This window comes from Pseudomonas sp. CCI4.2, from assembly GCF_034350045.1.
In the GTDB taxonomy this organism is placed as follows: Bacteria; Pseudomonadota; Gammaproteobacteria; order Pseudomonadales; family Pseudomonadaceae; genus Aquipseudomonas.
The window spans coordinates 4,161,534-4,183,599 of the sequence record NZ_CP133781.1; the positions used below are offsets into that span (position 1 = coordinate 4,161,534).

Annotated in this window: 15 protein-coding genes and 1 pseudogene; 9 read left to right on the forward strand and 7 right to left on the reverse strand. The window is 55.1% G+C overall.

The window, feature by feature from the left end:
- The first annotated feature begins 177 nt into the window (after positions 1–177).
- The 4 genes and pseudogenes from RHM65_RS18910 to RHM65_RS18925 form a co-directional block, all read left to right on the forward strand.
- Positions 178–888, forward strand: coding sequence for an SDR family NAD(P)-dependent oxidoreductase (locus tag RHM65_RS18910; protein WP_322170468.1), 711 nt, complete (start codon positions 178–180; stop codon positions 886–888).
- Positions 889–902: 14 nt separating this feature from the next.
- Complete coding sequence (locus tag RHM65_RS18915) at positions 903–1,205, forward strand: DUF6482 family protein (RefSeq protein ID WP_322170465.1); 303 nt, start codon at positions 903–905, stop codon at positions 1,203–1,205.
- A 470-nt stretch (positions 1,206–1,675) separates the two neighbouring features.
- A complete protein-coding gene (locus RHM65_RS18920; protein ID WP_322170463.1) occupies positions 1,676–3,517 on the forward strand; it encodes an EAL domain-containing protein in 1,842 nt (613 codons plus the stop codon).
- A 26-nt stretch (positions 3,518–3,543) separates the two neighbouring features.
- A pseudogene (locus tag RHM65_RS18925) lies at positions 3,544–3,957 on the forward strand (IS66 family transposase); the annotation flags it as partial.
- A 311-nt stretch (positions 3,958–4,268) separates the two neighbouring features.
- Here the strand turns inward: RHM65_RS18925 and mdtD are convergent.
- The 7 genes from mdtD to RHM65_RS18960 form a co-directional block, all read right to left on the reverse strand.
- A complete protein-coding gene (gene mdtD / locus RHM65_RS18930) occupies positions 4,269–5,678 on the reverse strand; it encodes a multidrug transporter subunit MdtD (RefSeq protein ID WP_322170460.1) in 1,410 nt (469 codons plus the stop codon).
- 65 nt (positions 5,679–5,743) lie between these two features.
- The gene (locus tag RHM65_RS18935) at positions 5,744–6,811 is read right to left on the reverse strand and encodes an alpha/beta hydrolase (protein WP_322170457.1); all 1,068 of its coding nucleotides are present in this window, start codon (positions 6,809–6,811) and stop codon (positions 5,744–5,746) included.
- Complete coding sequence (locus tag RHM65_RS18940; protein WP_322170454.1) at positions 6,808–8,196, reverse strand: MmgE/PrpD family protein; 1,389 nt, start codon at positions 8,194–8,196, stop codon at positions 6,808–6,810. The genes RHM65_RS18935 and RHM65_RS18940 overlap by 4 nt, the downstream gene beginning before the upstream one ends.
- A 4-nt stretch (positions 8,197–8,200) precedes the next feature.
- Positions 8,201–9,256 carry a TauD/TfdA family dioxygenase gene (locus tag RHM65_RS18945; RefSeq protein WP_322170452.1) on the reverse strand — a complete coding sequence of 352 codons (1,056 nt, stop codon included), beginning with the start codon at positions 9,254–9,256 and terminating at the stop codon, positions 8,201–8,203.
- Between the two features lie 60 nt (positions 9,257–9,316).
- Entirely contained in the window at positions 9,317–10,735 is a 1,419-nt protein-coding gene (locus tag RHM65_RS18950) for an MFS transporter (RefSeq protein WP_322170449.1), read from the reverse strand.
- Positions 10,736–10,778: 43 nt separating this feature from the next.
- Positions 10,779–11,090: a DUF4387 domain-containing protein gene (locus RHM65_RS18955; RefSeq protein ID WP_322170446.1), complete on the reverse strand. Its 312-nt coding sequence runs from the start codon at positions 11,088–11,090 to the stop codon at positions 10,779–10,781.
- Positions 11,091–11,093: 3 nt separating this feature from the next.
- Positions 11,094–12,458, reverse strand: a complete 1,365-nt coding sequence (locus RHM65_RS18960) for an acyclic terpene utilization AtuA family protein (protein ID WP_322170443.1) — start codon at positions 12,456–12,458, stop codon at positions 11,094–11,096.
- Positions 12,459–12,582: 124 nt separating this feature from the next.
- Between RHM65_RS18960 and RHM65_RS18965 the strand changes: the two genes are divergently transcribed.
- From RHM65_RS18965 to RHM65_RS18985, 5 genes are all read left to right on the forward strand, one after another.
- The gene (locus RHM65_RS18965; protein WP_322170440.1) at positions 12,583–13,776 is read left to right on the forward strand and encodes a citrate synthase; all 1,194 of its coding nucleotides are present in this window, start codon (positions 12,583–12,585) and stop codon (positions 13,774–13,776) included.
- Between the two features lie 510 nt (positions 13,777–14,286).
- A complete protein-coding gene (locus RHM65_RS18970; RefSeq protein WP_322170437.1) occupies positions 14,287–16,185 on the forward strand; it encodes a DUF1302 domain-containing protein in 1,899 nt (632 codons plus the stop codon).
- 27 nt (positions 16,186–16,212) lie between these two features.
- Entirely contained in the window at positions 16,213–17,565 is a 1,353-nt protein-coding gene (locus RHM65_RS18975) for a DUF1329 domain-containing protein (protein ID WP_322170434.1), read from the forward strand.
- 78 nt (positions 17,566–17,643) lie between these two features.
- A complete protein-coding gene (locus RHM65_RS18980; protein ID WP_322170431.1) occupies positions 17,644–18,774 on the forward strand; it encodes a WD40/YVTN/BNR-like repeat-containing protein in 1,131 nt (376 codons plus the stop codon).
- Positions 18,771–21,122, forward strand: a complete 2,352-nt coding sequence (locus RHM65_RS18985) for an efflux RND transporter permease subunit (protein ID WP_322183903.1) — start codon at positions 18,771–18,773, stop codon at positions 21,120–21,122. Before RHM65_RS18980 ends, RHM65_RS18985 begins: the two co-directional genes overlap by 4 nt.
- The last annotated feature ends 944 nt before the right edge of the window (positions 21,123–22,066 follow it).

Here is a 22,066-nt window from a genome sequence, read left to right on the forward strand (position 1 = left end):
TAGAGTGAACCTCTCCTGAAGTGCAATATTGCCGCGAGAAGTCAAAATGAACCCTTCATTAGTAGAGCATCACGGTAAAACTCTCGTCGGCGTCATCAATCTCTCTATGCCCAAGTTCGGCATCGAGATGGGGCAAGTGGCGTTGTTTTTCCATCGCCAGTATGTGGAGGAAACTCAATGAACAATACCTTGCGGATGAATTCCTTTGGCGACGGCTACCGGGCCTTGGTGATAGGCGCCAGCGGGGCACTCGGGTCGGCCTTCTGCGAATTGCTCAAGGAGGATCCACATTGTGTGGGGGTTCGCGAACTGGGACGCCATGGTTTTCCACGGTTGGATCTGGAAGAACCTGAGAGTATTGCCAAGGCTGCTGCCGAATTAGCCGAAGAAGCACCGTATCAGTTGATCCTGCATGCCGCAGGCCTGCTTCATCGTGGCGAAATCAAGCCTGAGAAAAGTTACTCCGCGATTGAAGACGATGCGTTCAGGACTGTATTTCAAGTGAATACGTTGGGGCCCGCGCTGGTGTTGCGTCACTTTCTGCCATTGCTTGACTCTCGTGGAGCGATGGCGCTGCTCTCTGCCAAGGTCGGGAGTATTGGCGATAACCGTTTGGGCGGCTGGTATGCCTACCGTGCCTCCAAAGCGGCGTTGAACATGCTGATTAAAACTGCAGCAATCGAACTGGCAAGAACCTGCCCTAAGTCCCGCTTACTCAGCCTTCATCCAGGCACCGTTATCTCGGGCCTTTCCCAACCCTTCCGTGGCGCCGCTGCAGCAAGACCGGCACGTCTTGCCGCACATGAGCTGCTATCGCTGATTGATCAACTGGGCCCTGCCGACAGCGGAAACTTCTTTGCTTATGACGGAGAGCGCCTACCTTGGTAGGCGAGGAGTGAAACTTGAATCTGAAAAAGCTGACTGAGTTGGCTGCAAATGGCGAGATACGGGAACTGGAACTGCTGTCACTGGAGCGTGGTATCTACATAGCGCGCGTTAGGCTTGATCACGGCCAGCTTACGCTGCTGAACGATTCGGCGAAGCCTATGCACCTTCGTTCCGTCACTCACTTGCGCGATCTGTTGCAAGCGGTTCCGCCGTTTCCATGTGTGCTTGTGCAGCAGTGTGTCCATGATGAAATGTGCGGCGGGCGTGAAGGCCCCATTGAGTCGTTGCGAATTCCTTTTTCGCTGGGGTCGCCCTAGTGAGACCGCTGGTTCGTAATCTGGGATCTGCTGTTGAGCCATCAGCTGTACTTCTATCTAAGTCTATGCGACGCATTGGATGGCGAGCACGACGCCATGCTGATGGCAGAGTGTGAGCGTGTTAGAAGCTCAGCTCCTGGATTTCAGAGCGCCAATCTCAACGCTGGCCATAACCTCCGGGCATCTGCCAACGCCTGTGACCGCCCATGACGACCGGGCTTGAGCGTGTACGAAGATATTGTCACCCTTGCTCGGCCGTAGGAAAGAACTAGTGCGTCACCGCGAAGTTGGTCAGCGCTATGGGGGCATCGTTTTATCATTTGGGAAACCTAGCACCGGGGCGTATGATTAAGGTAGTAGCCTTTCGACATCATGGCTGCGTTTTTGGAGCATGATGCTCCTGCTGCCACGGATCGCACGCGTACGTCGACATCCCCTTACCGCTACTGATCACCTCTCTTGGGAATTGGATGAAACACGCTGAAGAACCATCAACAATTGAACTACGTCGTTTTGAACGTATTCGGGAGTTGTGCCTCCTCGACGATCACCACGATGATACTTTTGATCAAATCGTGGCGCTTTGTGCCGAATACTTTCGTGCGCCCATCGTGCTTATTTCAATTGTTGATCAGCACAAGCAATGGTTCCGCGCCAAGGTTGGCGTAAGCATCAACGAAACGCCGCGCAGCGAGTCGTTCTGTGCCTATACCGTGCATTCGCATGAATTTCTCGAAGTGCCGGATGCAACAGCCGATGTCCGATTCAAAGACAATCTTCTGGTCACCGGTCTCCCCAATATCCGCTATTACGCTGGTGCGCCTCTAACCACTGAAGATGGCCTGGGTCTAGGCACTCTCTGCGTGATAGATACTGTGGCCAGGCCGGCGATGAGCCTACAAGACCTCTCAATGCTGATGCATTTGGCTAAGCTTGTAATGAGCCGAATCCCCGCGCTTAGATCAGAACACTTTGTTGACGCTGCCACCGGAATCTACAACCGCACCAGATTTGAAGAAGACATTAGAAAAGTGAGTCCCGAGGCACCTGAGTGTCTCGTCGTAGCGGTCGACATCATCTCCCCAAGCTTTTTAGATGACATCGTCAAAACGCTAGGTTATGAGTTTTCGTTGGGTCTGATGCTGGCCATCAAGGAACGCCTTTCAAAGCTCGTTGCTGCGGACTGCCAGCTATACAGAATCAGTCCCACTCGTTTCGGGCTCATGCTCGCTGGCCACGAAGCAGAAGCCTTTAGCCAGGCAGTTATCAACGACTACCAAACGCCGGTAGTGTGCGAAGGCATTCCTCTGCAGATGACGGTGGGCATCGGCTTGTTCAAACTCGATCAGTCAGGTCGCTCGTCGCAGGAGTGTGTTCGGTTGGCAATAAGCGCGGCTGGTGACGCCAGAGATCGAAACGTTGGTTGGGGGTACTACGAAAATGGGCTGGATGCTGCGCAGCAACGTACCTTCACGCTTTTGCGCTCGCTCACCACAGCCATGTACAGCGATGATCAACTTAGACTGGTTTACCAACCTCGCATCGACATTATTACTGGCGAATGCACCTCGGTTGAGGCACTTCTGCGTTGGGAGCATCCAACTCTAGGATCAATCGGGCCCGGAGAATTCATCCCGCTAGCTGAAAAAACAGCACTGATGGGGCCGCTTAGCGTTTGGGTTTTGCGGAACGCTATCAAACAGGCTTCCCATTGGCATCGTGAAGGGTTCAACTTCAAAGTCTCAATTAATGTGACGGTTAACGACCTCGAATCTCTTCTATTCATCAATTATCTTATTGAGAGGGTTCACGTCGAGGGTGTTGACCCCCATTTAATTGAATTGGAGCTAACCGAGAGTGCTCGCGTCGTAAACTTAGGGCGCATGTTGGAGCATCTGGATCAGCTTCGCGCCTACGGGATCGAGATTGCTATCGATGATTTCGGAACCGGCTATAGCAACTGGTCACACCTCCAGCAGCTACCTGCTCGTGTCGTGAAATTGGATCGGTCATTGATTGATGGCCTCGCTCAGAATCCCAAAAACCAGTGCATGGTGCGGACACTCATCCAGCTTGCTTGTTCTTTGGGATACCGCGTAGTCGCGGAAGGTGTCGAAACAATGGAGACCTACGAGCTTGTCCGTGGTTGGGGTTGCCATGAGATTCAGGGATATCTGATTGCTAGGCCGATGGAGGCAATTGCTTTACCTGTTTGGTTACTTGACCAAAATAACGCCCGAGAGGTTTTAAACGTCGAACATTTTAGCCGTGCTGATGTTGATGTTGACGCTACATCAACCAACTTCGACTAATCCAACCGGCGCATCGTGTGACAGCGACCCTGATTCATCACGAACCCGACAATAGCCACTGGCAGTGCGGCTGCGCACTCAAGCGTATTGGCGAGGATGTCAGCGAAAAACTCGACTACACACCGAGCGTGTTCACCGTCGAACGCCAGATCCGAGGCAAGTTGGTCTGCGACGATTTTGGCGGCTACAAGGCCAGTTTTGAACAGGGCGTGACCGAGATCGGTTGCATGGCCCATGCACGGTGCAGGTTTTTCGATTTGCACGCCACACACAAGCGCCAACTGGCCGAACAGGCGTTGCGATACATTCAGCTGCTGTTCGAAATCGAGCGTGAAGTCCGCGACCTGGAACCGGATTTACGCCGACGAATGCGACAAGAAAAAGCCGCGCCAGTGATGGACGCGCTGCCTACCTGGATGATCGCCCGGCGTCTGCTCGTGCACGATGCTAGATAGTGGCATTTTCGATACTCCCACCAATTGTTCAAAGCTTAGGTTAGGTGTCGCCCCAAGTTGAGATATGACTCGTTCCTGCATCCCTATATAGGTCCGAACGGCTGTTTTTGGCCCAGAGGTGTGAAGAAAAACGCTTGATCAAACCCTTTCTATGATTTCTGAGAACTTCATCGTAGGGATTGCCCATGAAGCGTTTTATTCAGAGGTGAACATCGTGGTCAGAGCACCCCCCTCTTAAAACCCTTGACGGCTATGTCAGCGATACTAGCTTGGTATGCGTGGTCGATTTTCATCGACTAACCCAACCTAGTTAAACTGGGTTTTAAGGCATCATTGTTCAGCCGCCAAAAAATCGCGGCTGACAGGAAAGTTACTGCTCCCATGCACACAAAGGTTGTGCGGAAAGTCAACAGAGTTACTTCAGCATCGCTGGCGAACAGATGGGAAAACAGCACCAGCAAACCACCAGCTCCAGATACGCCCATCCCCATCGCAAGCATTTGTACCATCGTCAGTGTGCTATTACCGCTGCTGGTCTGTTGCGGAGCCAAGTCTTTCAGTGTCAGCGTGCTCATCGCCGTAAGCTGCAGAGAGTTAAAGGCCCCAAAAAATAACAACGCGGGTAGTTGCAGCCAGAGAGTTCGTGGGCCTCGACCCATGGCGAAGCTGGCAATAGTGAGGCTGACCAACAAGGTATTGTTAATCAGCACATTGCGGTATCCAAAGCGGGTAACCAAGCGGTTGGCCAGCGGCTTCACCACCATCCCCGCCATCGCTATGGGTAGCATTAGCAAGCCGGCATTCAGCGGGGAGTATCCTTGGCATACCTGGAAATACAACGGCAGCAGATATGGCGTCGAGGAGCAGCCCAAACGCGCTACAAAGTTGCCCCACAAACCAATGCGCAAGCTGGCGACACGAAACAAGGTCGGTGGAAATAAAGGATTGCGATGGCGCATTGCATGCCGCCAGTAGCCCGCTAGGTTGGCTGAACCCAGCATTATTAACGTCAACGCTATTTCCCAGCCAAAGCCAAAACTGGCGACGCCGTCGAGCGCCAATGTGACGCAAAGCATGCCAAGGGCGAGCAAGGCGTAGCCGACAAAGTCGAATGGACCAAGCCCGCTGAGCGGCCGCCCTGGCATATACATCCAGGCGCCCAGCACACCAATAAAACCTACCGGTATATTGACTAGGAATATCCATTGCCAACTGGCGATCTGCACCAGCCAGCCACCGAGCGCTGGGCCAATCAATGGGCCGATCAGACTGGGAATGGTGACGAAGCTGATGGCAGGTAATAAGCGGTTGCCGGTAAATACGCGGATCACGGCCAAACGCCCCACGGGTAACATCAACGCACTACCAAGACCTTGCAATACCCGAGCGGCAATCAACTGCTCGGAGCTTTGTGCCATCCCGCAGCACAGCGAGCCAAAAGTAAATAAACCAATGGCAGTGATATACACACGCCGTGTGCCAAAGCGGTCGGCGATCCAACCCGAGGCCGGTATCAGCAGGGCCATGGTCATAACGTAAGCGACGATCACCGACTGCATGCGCAGCGGGCTTTCACCAAGGCTGCGCGCCATTGCCGGTAACGCCGTGGTAACCACCGTGGCATCGAGCGTCAGCATAAAAAAGCCACCGGCCACCAGCCATAATAGTGACCGGTCAGAATGTAGTCTAAAACCTTGTTTCAGCATCCGCTGGATCCTTTTCGGGCATGCGCCCCCTAAGCCGCCAAGCTGCGAGAATGTATCAATAAGCCCTAAATTTCGGCGATCCAACGGCTGAGCAGTTCGGCGATTTCCAAGTGGTTGCGTTCAAGCATCAGCATGTGGCCGTTGCCGTAGAGGCCGAAGTCTTCCAGGCGCCAGTGGGTGCAGGGTACGCCGGCCTGGATCAGATATTCGTAAGTACCATGGTCGTAAAGTGCATGGAACGAGGCCTCACCGGTCACGATGAGTACCGGTACATGCGCGAGATTGAGGAGTTGCCGGGCAGGGGACTGTTGAAGCCAACACGGTACTCGTTCCGCATTATTTACGGGGTCTTGCTGAACGAATACCAAGGCTTGACCCTCAGCGAGCGGTGGGTCGTAGGCAAGCGGGATGTCGGTGATGCCGCCGACCCGAGGCGGCTGCCCGGACGTGTCCTGTGTCTGGTTTTTTAGAGCCTTTTGCAACGACATGTTTTTCACGGGTGGGCCTTGCGGCTCAACCGCCACAATGGCCTTTACCAACTGAGGCCGGGCATCGGCGAGCAGCCAGCCCAACGGTCCGGATTGTGAGTGGGTAATCAGAATCGCCGGCCCGATAGTGTCGAGAAGGGCGCTGCCCGCAGCCTGGAAGAGGTGTTCGGTTTCGACGCTGTCGACTAGATAATCGACCTGGCTGGCGTAGAACGCGTCGAATACCGGGTCGCCTTGTCGACCGGTGCCTGGCCATTGTGTATGCCGGCGAGCCTGGGGCCACTCGCCCAACTCGGCGGTTGCGGTGAAGTAACGCTCGGTCGCCGCCACTGGAATACTGCCAAGTTCACCGTTGAACCCAGCGTGCCAAGCCGACCGGCCACGTGCCGGCTGATCGACCACGTGTACCGCATAGCCTTGACGGGCGAAATACTCTGCCCAACCGATGCGCCCATCCGGAGTGCGCAACCAATTGGTAGCCGTTTGCGCGCTGCCGTGGATCATCACCAGAGGGTAGCGCTGGGTGATTTCGGCGGGCGTGAAGACTTCAACGTACATTTGCCCGACCATCAGTTGCTTGCCAGTGTCGTCCGTTACGTAGCGACCGCCCGCATAAAAGAAACTGCGTGTAATAGCATCCATCATGCGCTGTGTACCTCAAGCAGTTGCGTCAACTCAACGACTCGCTGGCAGTTTTCCAGTTGTTGCCAGGCATTGAAGGCTACCAGCGCTTGCGCTTGCGGCATCATGCGAGATGCGCAGTCGCTGAATTTTGTCCACATTTCTTCGTCGCTCATAGGGTTTGTGCCGCCACGACCGAGGGCATGTGGAGCCTTGCTGAGCAAAGTCTCGCCAGTGCGTGTTAGCACGCGAATGTCGGCAGCGAATTCATTACTGGATGCCGTGGTTTGCTTCGGTTCATCCGGATAGACGGCCAATGATGTCTTGGCCATCAATCCACGCACGCTGGGGTCGTTGTGGGCTTCGCCTTCGAAATCCTTGAGGCGCACGACGCCGTCCACCAAGGCGCGCGCTGTAACGTACTGCACGCTGAATTTGGCACCCAGTGCGGTTTTCGGGTCGGGATTATCGGTGTGCGGCAATCGTAGGCGGTGGGTGGTAATCAGGATCGATTCGACGTCCTCGGCACGCAAACCGCCGCGCTGCAGTTGCAGCATGGCTCTCACTGCCGGATGGGTGCTCCCGCAGCAAGGGAACTGCTTGAGGCCGACGGATTTCTGTTCGATTTCCAGAATGCCACCCCATTGATCAAGCAAGAGTTCAGGGTGCACGTTGGCCATGCCATCGTAAGAAGCAAAAAAGCCTTGTTTGTGCTCGAACACCGCGAGGTTAGCGGTAAAGCCCTGGCTCGCCAATTGCGCGGCGAACAGGCCGTTGCGCACGCACTGGCCCACGTGCAATGGCTTGGTCATGGTGCCGAAGTTGGCTTTGATGCCAGCCGATTGCGACGCCGCAATGGCCAGCGCTGTAGCCGTTTGCTGCACATTCAGGCGTAGTAAACGCGCCGCCGCCACGGCAGCACCGAACACACCCAGTGTCGAGGTCGGGTGCCAGCCGGTTTCATAATGATGTGGGTGAACTACCCGACCCAGCCGACAGACCGTTTCGAAACCGACTACATAAGCCTCCAGCAGCTCTAGACCGGTCGAGCCGAGCGCCTCGCCAAGGGCCACGATCACGGGCACCAGCGCTACTGATGGGTGGCCGCCCATATGCCGGGCCATGTCGTCATAGTCGGCGGCGTGGGATGCGGTGCCGTTGATTAGCGCAGCGTCCAGCACACTTATGCGCTGGTGTGCACCGAACACCAGCGCTGGGCCGTTGGCGAGGGTGCCGGTCAGGGTTTTGTGCAGCACCTCGACCACCGGCTCGGTCGCACCAAGCAGGGTCACTCCAACGGTATCAATGATGCCGCGTTTGGCGGTCTGGATGACGTTTGCGGTCAAGTGGTCGACGGTTAACGAGGCTAGCGCTTGGGCAAGGATCATCGCAAAAGGTAGTTCGTTCATGGCATCAATCCTTGGCAGCAACCGTTTCAAAGCTGTGCGAGCCTGTGCGTGATGGGAAACCACCGCGGACTGTGCCGCCACGCTGGTCTTGATAGAGGGCCGACATCAGCGGGCTGAGCTCGCGGGTGTTCGGCATCGAGAGCCACATGCGCAACAAGTGGCGTTTGCGCTCAGGCTCGTTTGGCCAATCTTCGAACTCGCTGCGCGAGTGCATAGTCACGTGGTTGTTGAGTAATTGGATATCGCCCGGCTCGAAGAGCATACCGAAGTGGAACCGCGGCTCGTTTGCCAGTTGGTTGATCAATACCATGGCTTCTTTCTGCTTGTCGGGCAGCGGGCCCAGTTCTGGATTGTCCTCGTGGGCGCTCAATACATGCGGCGGGATATGCCGGGACGCGAACTTGCCTTTATGTTCAGAATAGGTCGGTTGTGGGTAGTAACTCTTTTCGTCGGGCGCCTGCTGGCCTTTCCAGCTCCAGTAAAAGGGTGTGTAGAGCACTTCAAGCAAATCGGGTCGGGTGCGTGCGATTTCATTTCGGATCGCCACCGAGCTGCAAATTTTGCTTACCCCGCCATTCATTGCTGTGCGCAACACCATCAGTACGACAACGTCAGCGCTGTCGGAGTGAAACCCAAGGGCCTGTTTTGACATGTAGCCACGGCCGGTAGAGCTGTTGAAATCAGCTCCAAAGTTCATCACGTCACCGAGCAAATCGCCTTTGCTGCTCTGTGATACGCCAGTGCCCAGATACAGGCCAAGACCCCAATACATCAGTCGCAATTCTTCCTTGCTGTAGTCGAGCGCTGGCAGGCCACGCAATACCACTACGCCACGGCCATTCTCCAAGCGGTCGAGCACTTCAGGGATCAGTTGGTCGAAGTCGCTAAGCGGAAAGTTTTCCTTGGTTAGTCTGTCGAGTGTCACGCCGCCTTTTTTCGCGCTACGCAGGGCGTTGTCGAGGGCCCGGATGTGAGCCGGCGTCAGGTGAATACACCATTGAACCGGGTCTTCCATGTCAGAGGCCATCCAGTTCCAAGGGCCATTATAGGTGTCTCTCATTTTTATTCTCCTTGGTGCATTTGGGTCAGTGGCGCTGCTCGGCAGCGACCGGAGTAAGGGTCAATCGTTAATGGCTTCGAGGGTGCGCCCTCGGGTGCGGGGCCCCATCGTTCCAATGATCAGAGCGACGACCACCATGCTGCCGGCCACTAGCCCAAGCGCTGATATAACGCCGTAATGGCCGAGCAAGAAGGCGATCATGAAGCCGCTGAGCATTCCGGAAATACGGCTGAACGAGTACACGAAACCGACCGCCTGGGATCGAATTCGGGTGGGATAGAGTTCTGATTGATACGCGTGGTAGCTCACCGACATGACGGTTGAGCCCACTGTTACCAGCACCCCGCACAGAATCACCAGTGAAGGCTCGCGGACGAATGCGAAGGCTAGCCCGCCGATAGCCATCACCAGCGCCGCCCCGGCGATTTGCCACTTGCGTTCAACTTTGTCGGCAAAGGTGCTGTTGAGCAATGGTCCAAGCGGAGCGCTGCAGCCCATAGCGATGGTGTAGGCCAAGCTGTGCGCAACCGATACGCCCTGCTCGATAAGAAAAGTTGGTACCCAGTTCATGAAGCCGTACACGCCAATCGAGGCGAAAAAGTGGAAGATCACCAACATGACGGTTCGCCGGGCGTATTTGCGGTTCCACAACTCGGAAAAATGTCCTTTGTGTTCCTGTGGTGGCAGGCTGGTGACGGTCGGAGATAAAAGATCGCGGCCTGTTTGCTGAACGGATTTGCGCTCCAGCTCTGCGACAATTTGCTCGGCGCGATCAATATGGCCGCGACTCGCGAGCCAGCGTGGACTTTCCGGCAACCTGCCGCGCAGCAGAAATACACCAAGCGAACCTAGCGTGCCGAGACCAATTACCCACCGCCAACCCTCTATTCCGTAGGGTTCATGGGGCACCAGCAGCAGCGCGCAAACGCCGCAGATCGGGCCCGCCAAATAAGAAATCACGTGGTTATAAGCAAAGGCACGACCACGAATTCCCGGTGGAACCAGTTCTCCAAGGTAGGTATCGATGGTCACTAATTCCACGCCTAGTCCGATTCCGGCCATCAAGCGCCAGAAACATAAGCCCATTGCGTCTGTCTGGCAGGCCATGATCAGTGAGCATGCGGAATAGCTCAGCAGTGCATAAATAAACACCCTGCGCCGACCGAGGCGATCGGCGACAAAGCTGACGCAAGAGGTGCCAATGAACATGCCAATAAACGTGGCGGCGATGTAACTGGCCGCACCGTGAATATCAAATAATCCGGCGGTGGAGGCGGTCAGTACGCCACTGTGGATAATGCCTGGGATGACAAAGCTCGTTGAGAACAGCTCGTAGGTTTCGAAAAAACCACCCAGCGACAATAGAATCACCATCTGCCAGATCACCTTGCTCGATGGCAGCCGATCCATGCGTGCAGCGAGCATCGCCTGCGCAGACATGGCCGGTTGTTGAAGCGGCGAGGCTGAAAAAACACTCATTATTTTTATCCTTGTTATCGAGTTCTGCAGGTCTTGCCCGTGCTTACTCCGGAACCTGGATCGACAGCAGCGGCACGTACTGCTGGCCGCCATAGCAATCGCTGTCGGCCAATTCGCCCTGATACACCGGGCGCGGGAACGAGGCTTTGATGGCGCGCGCCGCGTCGTGATAGACCAGCACGATGTCCTCTTCCTTTTGCTTATATAGCTGCGCCAAAATGCTTCGGGTGAGCGGCTGGGTGCGGCGCACCCGGGCGTAGTTGTCCTCATTGGTGAACATCAGGTCAAAGGTCAGGACGAAGGGGCCGGCGTTTTTCGAACGCACCAGGCTGCACAGTTCAGAAATGGTTGTCATGGGTCAGACCTCAAGTAGCTTGATGCGGAACATTTCCAACGGGTCGTCGGGCAGCAGCACGTGGTTGACGCTGAAGCGATAGATCTGCCCGCGCTCCATTTCAGGCGGCGAGAACGGGTAGGCGATGGTACTGATCAGGCCTTCGTAACCGGGCACTGGCAGGTGGGCGCTGACGTGCGCTACGAAACTGGCGATCTTGCTGGCGTACTCCTGCGACGGCGCCGTGACGGTGATCAACACCCCGATTTCTGACGGCTTAGGGTGCTTCTCGACTTCCAGCGGGCCCATGACAACGCCCATGCCGTACAGGCGGAAATTGATGTCATATTCGTTCGGCTGAAGGCGACCGCCGAACAGATCGGCAATCCGGGCGTTGAAATACTCCTGAGCCTTGGGCAACAACGTATCGAGGGCCATGAACACGTTCGGATCTCGAATACCGCCGATTACCACAGTTTGGAAACCGTTCGGCTGTGCGCCTTCAAGCTTCACGGTGTATACGTCGGCTGGATGAAAAGCCGATCCGCTGACTTTTACCGTGCGGTCAGTCAGCGCGGTGTATATCGCGCCTTCGGTGTCGACAACGCCAGACGGCTCAGTAAGCAAATACGGGTTGGCATTCTCATAGAGCGTATGTGCTGCTACCGATAGCGGGGTGACCTTGGCGTCCAAGTCCAGTGGTTCGATCTCGAAATGATCGTCGCGGATGTATGCGATCAAGCCGTCGGCCGCTGGGGTTACACAACAAGCGGCTCCGCACTCGATCGTTTTGGCCGCATGCCACGTTAGGCCTCGGTCGGCACCCATACGTTCTGGAACGACAGCGTATAGCGCTGAATCGCTTGCGCGACCGGCGAGAATGACTTGCGCGCCTTGATCAAGTGCTTCGCTCAAAGGTTCGGTGCCCATCATCCCGACGATATGGCTGCTATCGATCACGGCAGCGTCGAAATGCGGAGCTGGCATCAGCGGCTTAATTCGGTCTTCTTCAAGGCGCATGCGCAGATAAGCGGATGACTGGTCGGCGTAGATCAAACCGAGTTTAAAGCGCAGACCTTCCTCATCGGCGATTTCCAACGCGATCTCGGCCATCCAATCGACGCCGCTATCACGCCCGCTGGTACCGCAGGAACCAATAATCAACGGCACGTCGAGTTTGTCGCGACCCAACAGCAACAGACGTAAGTCACGCTTGCAGGCATCGCGTGACAGCTTAGCGCGGCCACTGCCCAGCGCTGAAGGCCCCGAATCGGTAGAGCCAGCATCGCAAGCGATAACGTGGGGAGCGAGGGCAAGACCACGTTCCAGTGAACTTACCTTAAATCCGGCGCCAATCACGCCGGTCGGTGCCAAAACGCGTATTTCCATAGTGCTTCACTCCACCTACTACATATATAGATCAATATATGTACTTTATTTTTGTTAATGTGAAGATATAGCGCGAATTGGCAACTGTAAATCTGTACGAAATTCATCAACCTGAGAACTTTATATGGAAAGTCCTGAAGACGGTTTGTACCTGTCAGCTGATGAGGCGGCTGCAATCCTGAGCGTCAGCCTGCCCACGCTTTACGCGTACGTCAGTCGTAAAAACATTCGTTCATTGAAGGTGGATGGTTCGCGCAGCCGCCGGTATTGGGCAGCGGACATCCAACGTCTGGCCAAGCCGAGAAGCGATGTGGTAGCTCTGTCAAATGAGCCACAACGCATTGCATCGTCCAGTACGATCACCTTGCTTACCGACAAGGGCCTTTATTACCGGGGCCTTGATGTGGCGGAGTTGGCCGCCAGCGCCAGCGTTGAGCAGGTCGCGGAGTTAATGTGGCAGGCACCAGGCGTATTCACGGACGTACTGCCAAAGCGGCCGAAAGCGGCTACACAGCTGCTAAAGGCATTCGCAGACCTGCACCCCGTGGAGAAGGCTATTGCGTTGTTTCCGCTGATAGAACGCGAAAACCCGAAGGCCTATGATTTGTCCCCAGAAGGCTATGCGCGCACAGGCGTAGGCGTGGTGCGTTGGATGGCGGCGTTGATGGTGGGGGCTGACGGTCCGAGTGCTCAACCGTTACCGGCATTTATCGTAGGGGCACTGGGCGTTGATCCGGCATTTGAGGATCTGGTGCGTCAAGTATTGATCTTGTCCATTGATCACGAACTCGATCCATCGACTTACACCGTTCGCGCGGCCGCCAATACAGGCGTAACCCCGTACTACGCGGCCGTCACCGGTCTGGCCTCATCTCGCGGACGGCGACTAGCCTACAGTCGGGGCGAAACAGTGGTCCGTCTGTTAGAAGAAATTTGCACTGCGCAGAATCCACAAACACCGGTCTTAAAGCGCTACCGCGAAGGCGAAGCGATTCCGGGTTTTGGTTCGAATATGCATGGCGTGGTGGACCCCCGGGCGCAAAGCCTGTTGGTGACTTTGCAACAGCTGTTCAGTGCTGATGTCGAATTCCAGCGCTTACTTAAGGCGGCACAAGTGGCCCATGAATTGATTCAACAACCCCCTGATTTCATCCTTTTGCTGTGCTTTGTCGGGCGAAAACTGAAGCTCGAAGGTCAAGAGCTGGCGCTGCCAGGTGTAGGCCGGGTAATCGGTTGGCTGGCCCATGCGAGCGAGCAGTATCACCATCAACCTCTCATCCGTCCGCGAGCCAAATACACCGGCCCGTTGCCGGACTGAGATTGAGGTCCCGCCCGCACAGGCGTATCGGTTACTTTTTCGCTCCTATTGAACCGCGATCCAAACCCGTCGGTCAGGCGCTCCCGAACATTGACAAAAAACGTACAGATTTACAGCGATTGCTTGATTGATTAGGCTCGTTATCGTCAAGTAAAAATCAATGTATTTTGTATTCGTCAATGTTTAAGCCTAGGGCGAGGACGAGTCACGAAATGCCGCACAGGATTCCCGTTCGACCAGCTTGGCCCCATTGCCGAAATTGCCTCGGGCAGAGAAGCAATGGAAATCGACATGGAGAAAAGCGCTTGATGATTTATTGGATTTTCAAATAAGTCTATCGCAGAAGGTGATTTGTTCAAGCGTTCTTTATCGCCAAATATGAGCCCGGACTTAGCAAAGGTCCTAGTTTCACGGCGACGCTCCATACCTATTCGTCAATGTTTAGGCCTGGATGGCACGAGTTACGGAATACCGCACATGACTCAAAATAAAAATAATAGGAGCTGCTGCATGACAACACGTACGCATCTGTCGTTTCGTCGTACCCCTTGGCTGAGCATAGCAACGTTGACTTTGACACCGTTGGCTTGTGCGATCTCATTGAGTGCTCGCGCCACCGACTTCGACTTCGGTGAAATCACTGGCCGCTACAATGGCAATATTACCGCTGGGGCGCTCTGGAGCACTCAAAGCCCGACCAACTCAACGATCAATCAAGGCAGTGCTAATAGCATCGGTTATGGCCACGCCGGTCAGTTCAATAACGGTGGAGGGCGTACCTCAGATGACAGCCGCTTGAACTTTCACAAGCCCGGTGAGTTGGTGTCCTCACCCATCACGCTGTTGGCCGAAACCGAACTAAAGTGGAAAAACTACGGCCTATTCCTTCGTGGCAAGGCTTGGTACGACTACACGTTGGAAAACAAGGAGGTCGATTACGGTAGTTCGGCCAACGGCTATCAGCAAAATCAAACCCTGAACGACGCCCACTATGACAAGCTGGCCAAGTTCCAGGGAGTCGAATTGCTGGATGCCTATGTCTACGGTAATTACGATATCGAAGGACATCCGTTAAACGTGCGCGCCGGTAAACAAGTGGTTAGTTGGGGGGAAGGGTTGTTTTTTCAGAACGGTATTAACGCTATCAACCCACTTGACGTAGCGGCCTTGCGTCGTCCCGGCGCACAACTTAAAGAAGGGTTGCTGCCGGTCCCGATGCTTTATGGCAATTTCGGAATCACCGACAGCCTGAGTGTTGAGTCGTTTTACCAACTCGCATGGCGCAAAACGGTTCTGGAAGGTTGTGGGACTTTCTTTTCAACCAACGATTACATTCCAGACGGCTGCTACGGCGTGCCCCGGGCAGGCAGCAACGATCAAGCTTCCTTTGCCAATGGTCAGATTATCCAGCGTGCACCGGATAAAGATCCGAGAAACATGGGCCAGTTTGGCTTCGCCTTGCGGTATTTTGCCGACGAAATTGGAACCGAGTTTGGCGCTTATGCGATGAACATTCACTCGCGCACCCCATATTCGAATTCGGTCATTGGTGCACGCTCGATTGCGTCAGGACCTTATCCAGGTTGGGTCAGCCCGACGACTAGCCCTGCACTGGCAGCGGGCAACGGTGAATACGACGTCAGTTATCCAGAGGACATCCGCATCTTTGGCGTAAGTTTCTCAACGACCGTCTTGAGTACGTCAGTGTTTGGGGAGTTAAGCTATCGCCCTAATCAGCCGGTACAACTGGCCAGTGCCGACCTCATTGCTGCCTTTGCAGCACTGCCTCCCGGTACGGGTAAAGCGTTAGGTATTCCGTTGGCGAGCGAGGCGTATCAAGTCTACGCACCCGGCACCGTAGTCGACGGATACGAGCGGCTGAAAGTGACGCAACTGTCATTGGGCGCTGTCAAGACGTTCCAGCATGTGTTGGGTGCAGACACGCTGAGCCTGGTCGGCGAGATGGGTATGAAGTACATGAACAACTTGCCAAGTTTGAGTGACGCCCGCTTTGGTCGTACAGACCAGTACGGCTCCGATTTGGCCAGCGGGAGCGTTGCCGGTTGTGCCATCGGCACTGCGTCCAATCCAAAATATGCCAAGCTCGCCTGCTCAAAGGACGGCTACACCACCAAGTTTTCTTCTGGTTATCGTCTGAAGGCGCAACTGACCTATAACTCGCTGTTAGCAGGGATCAACGTTTCTCCTTACATGGCGTTTGGTCAGGACATCAAAGGTTGGTCCTACGACGGCAACTTCGTCCAAGACCGTTTGCTCGGTTCAGTTGGGGTCAAAGCTGATTACTTGCAGAAATACTCTGCCGACTTGTCCTGGTCGGGTAGCGGCAACACACCGTGGGCAACAACGGATAAAGACTTTGTCGCGTTCAGCGTCAGCATGGGTTTCTAAAAAGCATTCGGAAAAATGAGGCATCCAATGAAAACAAGAAAACTGCTTTGTGTGACCGTCATGGGCAGCATGCTTGGTCTTGCCAGTAGCGTCGCGCTGGCCAAGGCCGACGCAGCCGATGTGGCGCGTCTGGGCCAGGATTTGACGCCATTTGGCTCGGAAAAGGCTGGTAACGCTAGCGGCACCATCCCTGCCTGGACAGGTGGGTTGACCCAGGCGCCAGCCGGATTCATTCCGGGTAAAGGCTACGTCGATCCGTATGCTAGCGACAAACCGGTGTACACCATTACCGCTGCCAATATGGCGCAGTACGCGGATCAATTGACGCCAGGCTACAAGGCCATGCTGCAGAAATTTGCTAGCTACAAGATGATCGTCTATCCGACGCATCGGCCGGTTGGGTTGCCTGCGACCGAGTACGAACAGATCAAGAAAGAAGCGGGGACCGTTGCCCTGGCTGACAATGGCGCCGGGATGCTCAATTACGATAAAACAAGCGTACCGTTTCCGGTTCCGAAGACTGCTCAGGAATTGCTTTACAATCATTCTCTGCGCTACCGCTCGGGTGGCTACCATTATTTCCCTACCGAAATGGTGGTCAAGCCTGGCGGCAACTTCACGGTAATTCATCGTGATGTGACGTTGGCGATGGCCTCTGCATTGGGCAACCCTGAACCGAACCGTCTCTACTATTACTTGAGTAAGGTGACCGGGCCGGACAGCGTTGCAGGCCAGCAAAGCTTGGTGCATGAGCCGATCGATCAGGTCAAGGAACCTCGGCTTGCCTGGCAGTACAACCCAGGTCAGCGTCGAGTGCTGAGAGCTCCTGAATTGGCCTATGACACTGTCGATGGTTTGTCTGACGGTTTGCGCACCCTGGATATGTACGACATGTTCAGCGGCGCGCCGGATCGTTACGACTGGCAACTGCTCGGCAAGAAAGAAATGATTGTGCCGTATGACACTTATAAACTGGCCGACCGCTCATTGCAGTACAGCGATATCGTCAAGCCTGATCACCTGAATCAAGACTTGATCCGCTACGAAACACATCGTGTGTGGGTGGTGCAGGCGACTTTGAAACCGGGTGCAAGGCACATTTACGCCAAGCGCATTTTTTACATCGACGAAGACAGCTGGGCAATTCTCGCCGCAGACCTTTTCGACGGTCGTGGCGAGCTGTGGCGTATGCAGGAAGCCCACGGGCTGCAACGCTACGACGTGTTGTCGAGCATTGCGATCAGCGACGTTGCCTACGACCTGCAAGCGCGTAGCTATGTGGTCAACGGCCTGGAGAATCAGGAAAAACAGTCCAGTTTCGGCGTCCATTTCACCCTTCAAGACTTCAGTCCCGCGGCCTTGCGCCGAGCAGGTAACTGACGACGGTCGAATGAACGAGCGAGGCCGGTGTGCGGCCACGCTCTTTGTTGCTGAATTCGAAGCAGAGACACCTTCGCGATGACTATTTTGATTTTGCGCCCAGCGCTTGCGCTGACGTTGGCCTTAAGCGTAGGCGTGCCTGTTCTGGCGCAACCGGTCCCTGATCGTTTGCAACGGCCTTCACCGATGTCGGCGTCGGCCAGCCATTCGCCGCTCACCGATATTCAGACCTTGGGCGACCGACAGGTGATGGTCGGTGACAGTGGCCACATTTTGCTGCTCGCAGCCGATGGCAGCGTCACCCAAGCCAAGGTGCCGGTGGATTTACTGCTGACGGCGGTATATTTCGTCGATGACCAGCGAGGCTGGGTGGTGGGTCATGACGGTGTGATCTTGCACAGCGATGACGGGGGTCAAAACTGGAAAAAGCAGCTGGATGGCAACGCCATCAATGCTCTGCTCAACGTTTGGACCGCAAGCGAGGCCACACGTCTGCAGCAGGCGGTTGCCACGCAACCTGACGATAAAACACAAACAAGCGCGTTGGAAAACGCACTGTTTGCCGTCGACGATGCCAAGGCCAGCAGTGCTGCCGGGCCGTCGCGACCTTTACTCAATTTGTGGTTTCGCGATGCCAATCAGGGGTGGGCGGTGGGCGCCTACGGGATGATGTTATCGACAATCGACGGCGGGCAGAATTGGCACTACTTGCCCGACCTGGATAACCCAGACCGACTGCACCTGAACGCTGTTCTGGGCCTGGCGGATGGAACGTTGCTAGTGGCGGGTGAGGGCGGACGAATCTATCGCTCGGCGGATAACGGATTGCATTGGCAGGCTGCCATGGCTCTTGGCCCTGCGTCTTTTTACAAACTGCTGGCCTTGAAAAACGGTGAAGTTCTGGCGATGGGATTTGGCGGTGTGCTATTTGCTAGCCATGACAGCGGTGTCAGTTGGCAGGCATTAAGCAACCCGGTGAAAGCGGGCCTCTATGGGGGCCAGCAATTAACCGACGGCAGCCTGATATTGGCCGGACAGGGTGGGATATTGCTGTACAGCGACGACGGCGAACATTTCAAAGTCTGGCGTTCGAAAAGCAAGTTGCCTTGGCTGGGTATTGGTCAGGTTTCTTCGACTCAAGTGGTGTTGATTGGCAGCGCCGGTCTGCAAAACCAGTCGTTGATCGAGCTCAAGGAGCACCTGCAATGAATGCTGCACGACAGATTCAGACGCCCCCCAACTTAACTAACCGTCTGGTCGCAGGCTTTGAACGGTATCTGTTCGGGCATCGCATCCTAGTGTTGGCGTTGTTCCTGCTGGTTTCCCTCTTGCTCGGATACGCCGCATTGTCCCTGCGCCCGGACGCTAGCTTCAGCCGGATGATCCCTGTTCACCATCCTTTTGTCTTCAACTACCTGAAGTTCGAAGATGTGCTGCGCCCACAGAGCAATGTTTTGCGCGTGGTAGTGGAAAATCCGAATGGCGATATCTTCAACAAAGCGTTTCTAGACACCCTGCGCGAAGTTAATGACGCGATTTTCTTTATTCCCGGTGTTGATCGAGGCAATCTCAAATCGCTGTGGACACCAAATGCGCTGTGGGCCGAAGTCACCACCGAGGGTATCCGCTCCGGGCGTGTCATCCCAGATAACTACGACGGCGGGCCGCAAGCCTTGGCACAGGTGCGACAGAACATTTTGCGGGCCAACATGCTAGGTAGTTTCGTTGCCAATGACTTCAGGTCGGTGGTGATCCGGGTTCCATTGTTAGAGAACGACCCCCAAAGCGGTAAGCCTTTGGACTACGGCGTATTGGCGCATGACTTAGAAAAACAAGTGCGGGCGCACTTCGACGCCCGAGGCGTACACATTCGCGTGATCGGTTTTGCACAGATCATTAGTGATTTGTTGGCGGCGGCGGCTGACATTGCGCTTTTCTTCGCCATCACCGTGGGCCTGATCACGCTGCTGTTGTATGGCTACTGCCGCTGCTGGCGCAGTACCGCCGTCACCGTGTTGACCTGCCTGTTGACGGTGGTATGCCAACTCGGTCTGCTGAGTGTTCTGGGTTTGGGGCTCGACCCGTATTCGATTCTTGTGCCGTTCCTTATCTTTGCCATTGGCATTAGCCACGCGGTGCAGAACATCAACCTGATGATGAGCGAAATAGGGCAGGGTGCCTCGCCACTTCAGGCTTCTAGACGCACCTTTAGAGCGCTGTTTCTGCCTGGATCAACGGCGTTACTGGCGGACGCTGTGGGTTTCATTACGTTGATGGTGATCGACATTGGTGTGATCCAGCAACTGGCAATAACAGCTAGCATCGGCGTATTTGTAGCGCTGTTTACAAAAATGTTTCTGCTGCCTGTGTTGATGTCCTACGTCGGTGTGAGCCCCGGAGGGCTGCGTAAACAACAACAGCGTTTGAATTATAAATGGCCCGTTTTTACCCGTTTGGCTAGGGTCTGCGAACCGCGCTTCGCCTGGCCGCTGATCGTTGCGAGCCTGCTATTACTGGGCTACGGGTATCACGCTCGTCAGGACTTGAAGATCGGCGATCTGGACAAGGGTGCGCCTGAGTTTCGTCCAGAAGCGCGTTACAACCAGGACAACGCTTACTTGCTCAATCACTACACCACGAGCACCGACGTTTACGTAGTGATCTTCAAGACGCCGCAAGAGCAGTGTGCTCGCTTCGCTGCGGCAGACCTGGCGAGCCGATTCGAGCGCACGATGCGCGAAGTGCCTGGGGTGGAGTCAGTGCAATCGCTTTACAATGCGATGCGTTTTAAGATCATGGCAAGTAACGAAGGCAACCCGAAATGGGCCGAATTATCCCGCGACCCTTACGTGATGAATACCGCCCGCGCCGGCGTCGCCACAGAGTTTATCAACAGCGATTGCAGCGTAGCGCCGATCAGTCTGTACCTCGCCGACCATAAGGCCCAAACCCTCACCGCAGTGGCCAATGCGGTACAGACGTTTGCCAACGCCAATAATACTGGCGGTCTACAGCTGCTTCAGGCCGCTGGCAACGCCGGCATAGAAGCGGCCACCAATATCGTCATCGGGCATTCTGAAAAGCTGATGCTGATTTTGGTGTTCTTGATAATCAGCGCGGTGGTGTGGTGGGAATTTCGCTCCCTTAAGGTTGCTTTCGCCCTGATGGCACCGCTGTACCTGTCCACCGTGCTTTGCGAAGCTGTGATGGCCAAAATGGGTCTCGGCGTAAAAATCGCCACCTTGCCGGTGATTGCCTTGGGCGTGGGGATTGGCGTGGACTATGGCATTTACCTTTACAGCCGAATTGAAGGTTTCCTGCGTCAAGGGCTGACGCTGCAAGAGTCATTTCTGGAGTCGCTGAAAACCACCGGTACCTCGATCGTCTTTACTGCCCTGACCTTGGCGGTCGGCGTTGCCACCTGGTCGTTTTCATCTCTTAAATTCCAAGCGGACATGGGCGTGTTGTTGGTGCTGCTGTTTATCTGGAACATGATCGGAACCCTAGTCTTGACCCCAGCGCTGGCATCGGTGCTGATCTTCGCCAAGAGGAGATGACCGGCACCCGACCTGCGTCCTCCAGAGCTACTCCAGCGGGACGCGGGTCAGCGTAACTTGCTGACTATTCAACCTGCTACACAGGCCGCCAAGATTGGTATCCCCACTATAAAAACAAAGAATAGGGAGAGAACTTCAGTGAGAAGCCTATTATATCCGGCTATTGTCTTAATGGATCGCTTGAGCTTCGCGATGAAGTTCAGCCTGATCAGTATCTTGTTTTTCGCGCCGATGCTGGCGACAAATTACGTCCTTGTGCGCGACTCTTACGATCAGTTCGTAGCCACCCGCGCCGAGCTTGAAAGTATCGACTTACTGCATTCCAGCGTTGGCCTGCGGCGCGATATCGAAAGTCTTGACAGCCTAGTCGCTATCAACGTTGTACTGGGTATCTCCGGCAAAGGCGGAGACCTCAATGCCCGCGCTACGAAGCTGACCAGCGACATCATCAGCACGTTGCAGGGGCTGAATTCTCCTAGCGACAAGTCCGAAGACGTCGAGCGTTTCAACGCTTCACGAAGAGAACTCCTTGACCAGCTCAAACAGCAGCAAAACGAGAACTCGTTGCGTAGCAAGAGCGAGATTCTCGATAAGGTGCTCACGCAGACCTTGGTGTTCTGCCGGCTGGTCGCCGGGCAGGCTGGTTTCAATCAGGACTACAACCCACAGGTGCGCCAATTGACCGAACTGGTCGTCGGTTCTACGCCGCTGGTAACCCACGCTCTGGCTCAAGGCCGTGTCATGGGCTCCTATTCGCTGGGACAGGGATTCCTTAATTCCGCTGCCAGCAGCAAGTTCGATGAAATACTCCAGCAGCTCGACAAGCTAGACGGTGATTACACGCTCAAGCTTCAGGACGCACTGCAAGGCAGCTCGGCCAAGGACGCCTTGCAAGAGCAGGCCGCGAAAAGCCAAGTGTCGTTAAAACAGGCCAGCCGCTTGTT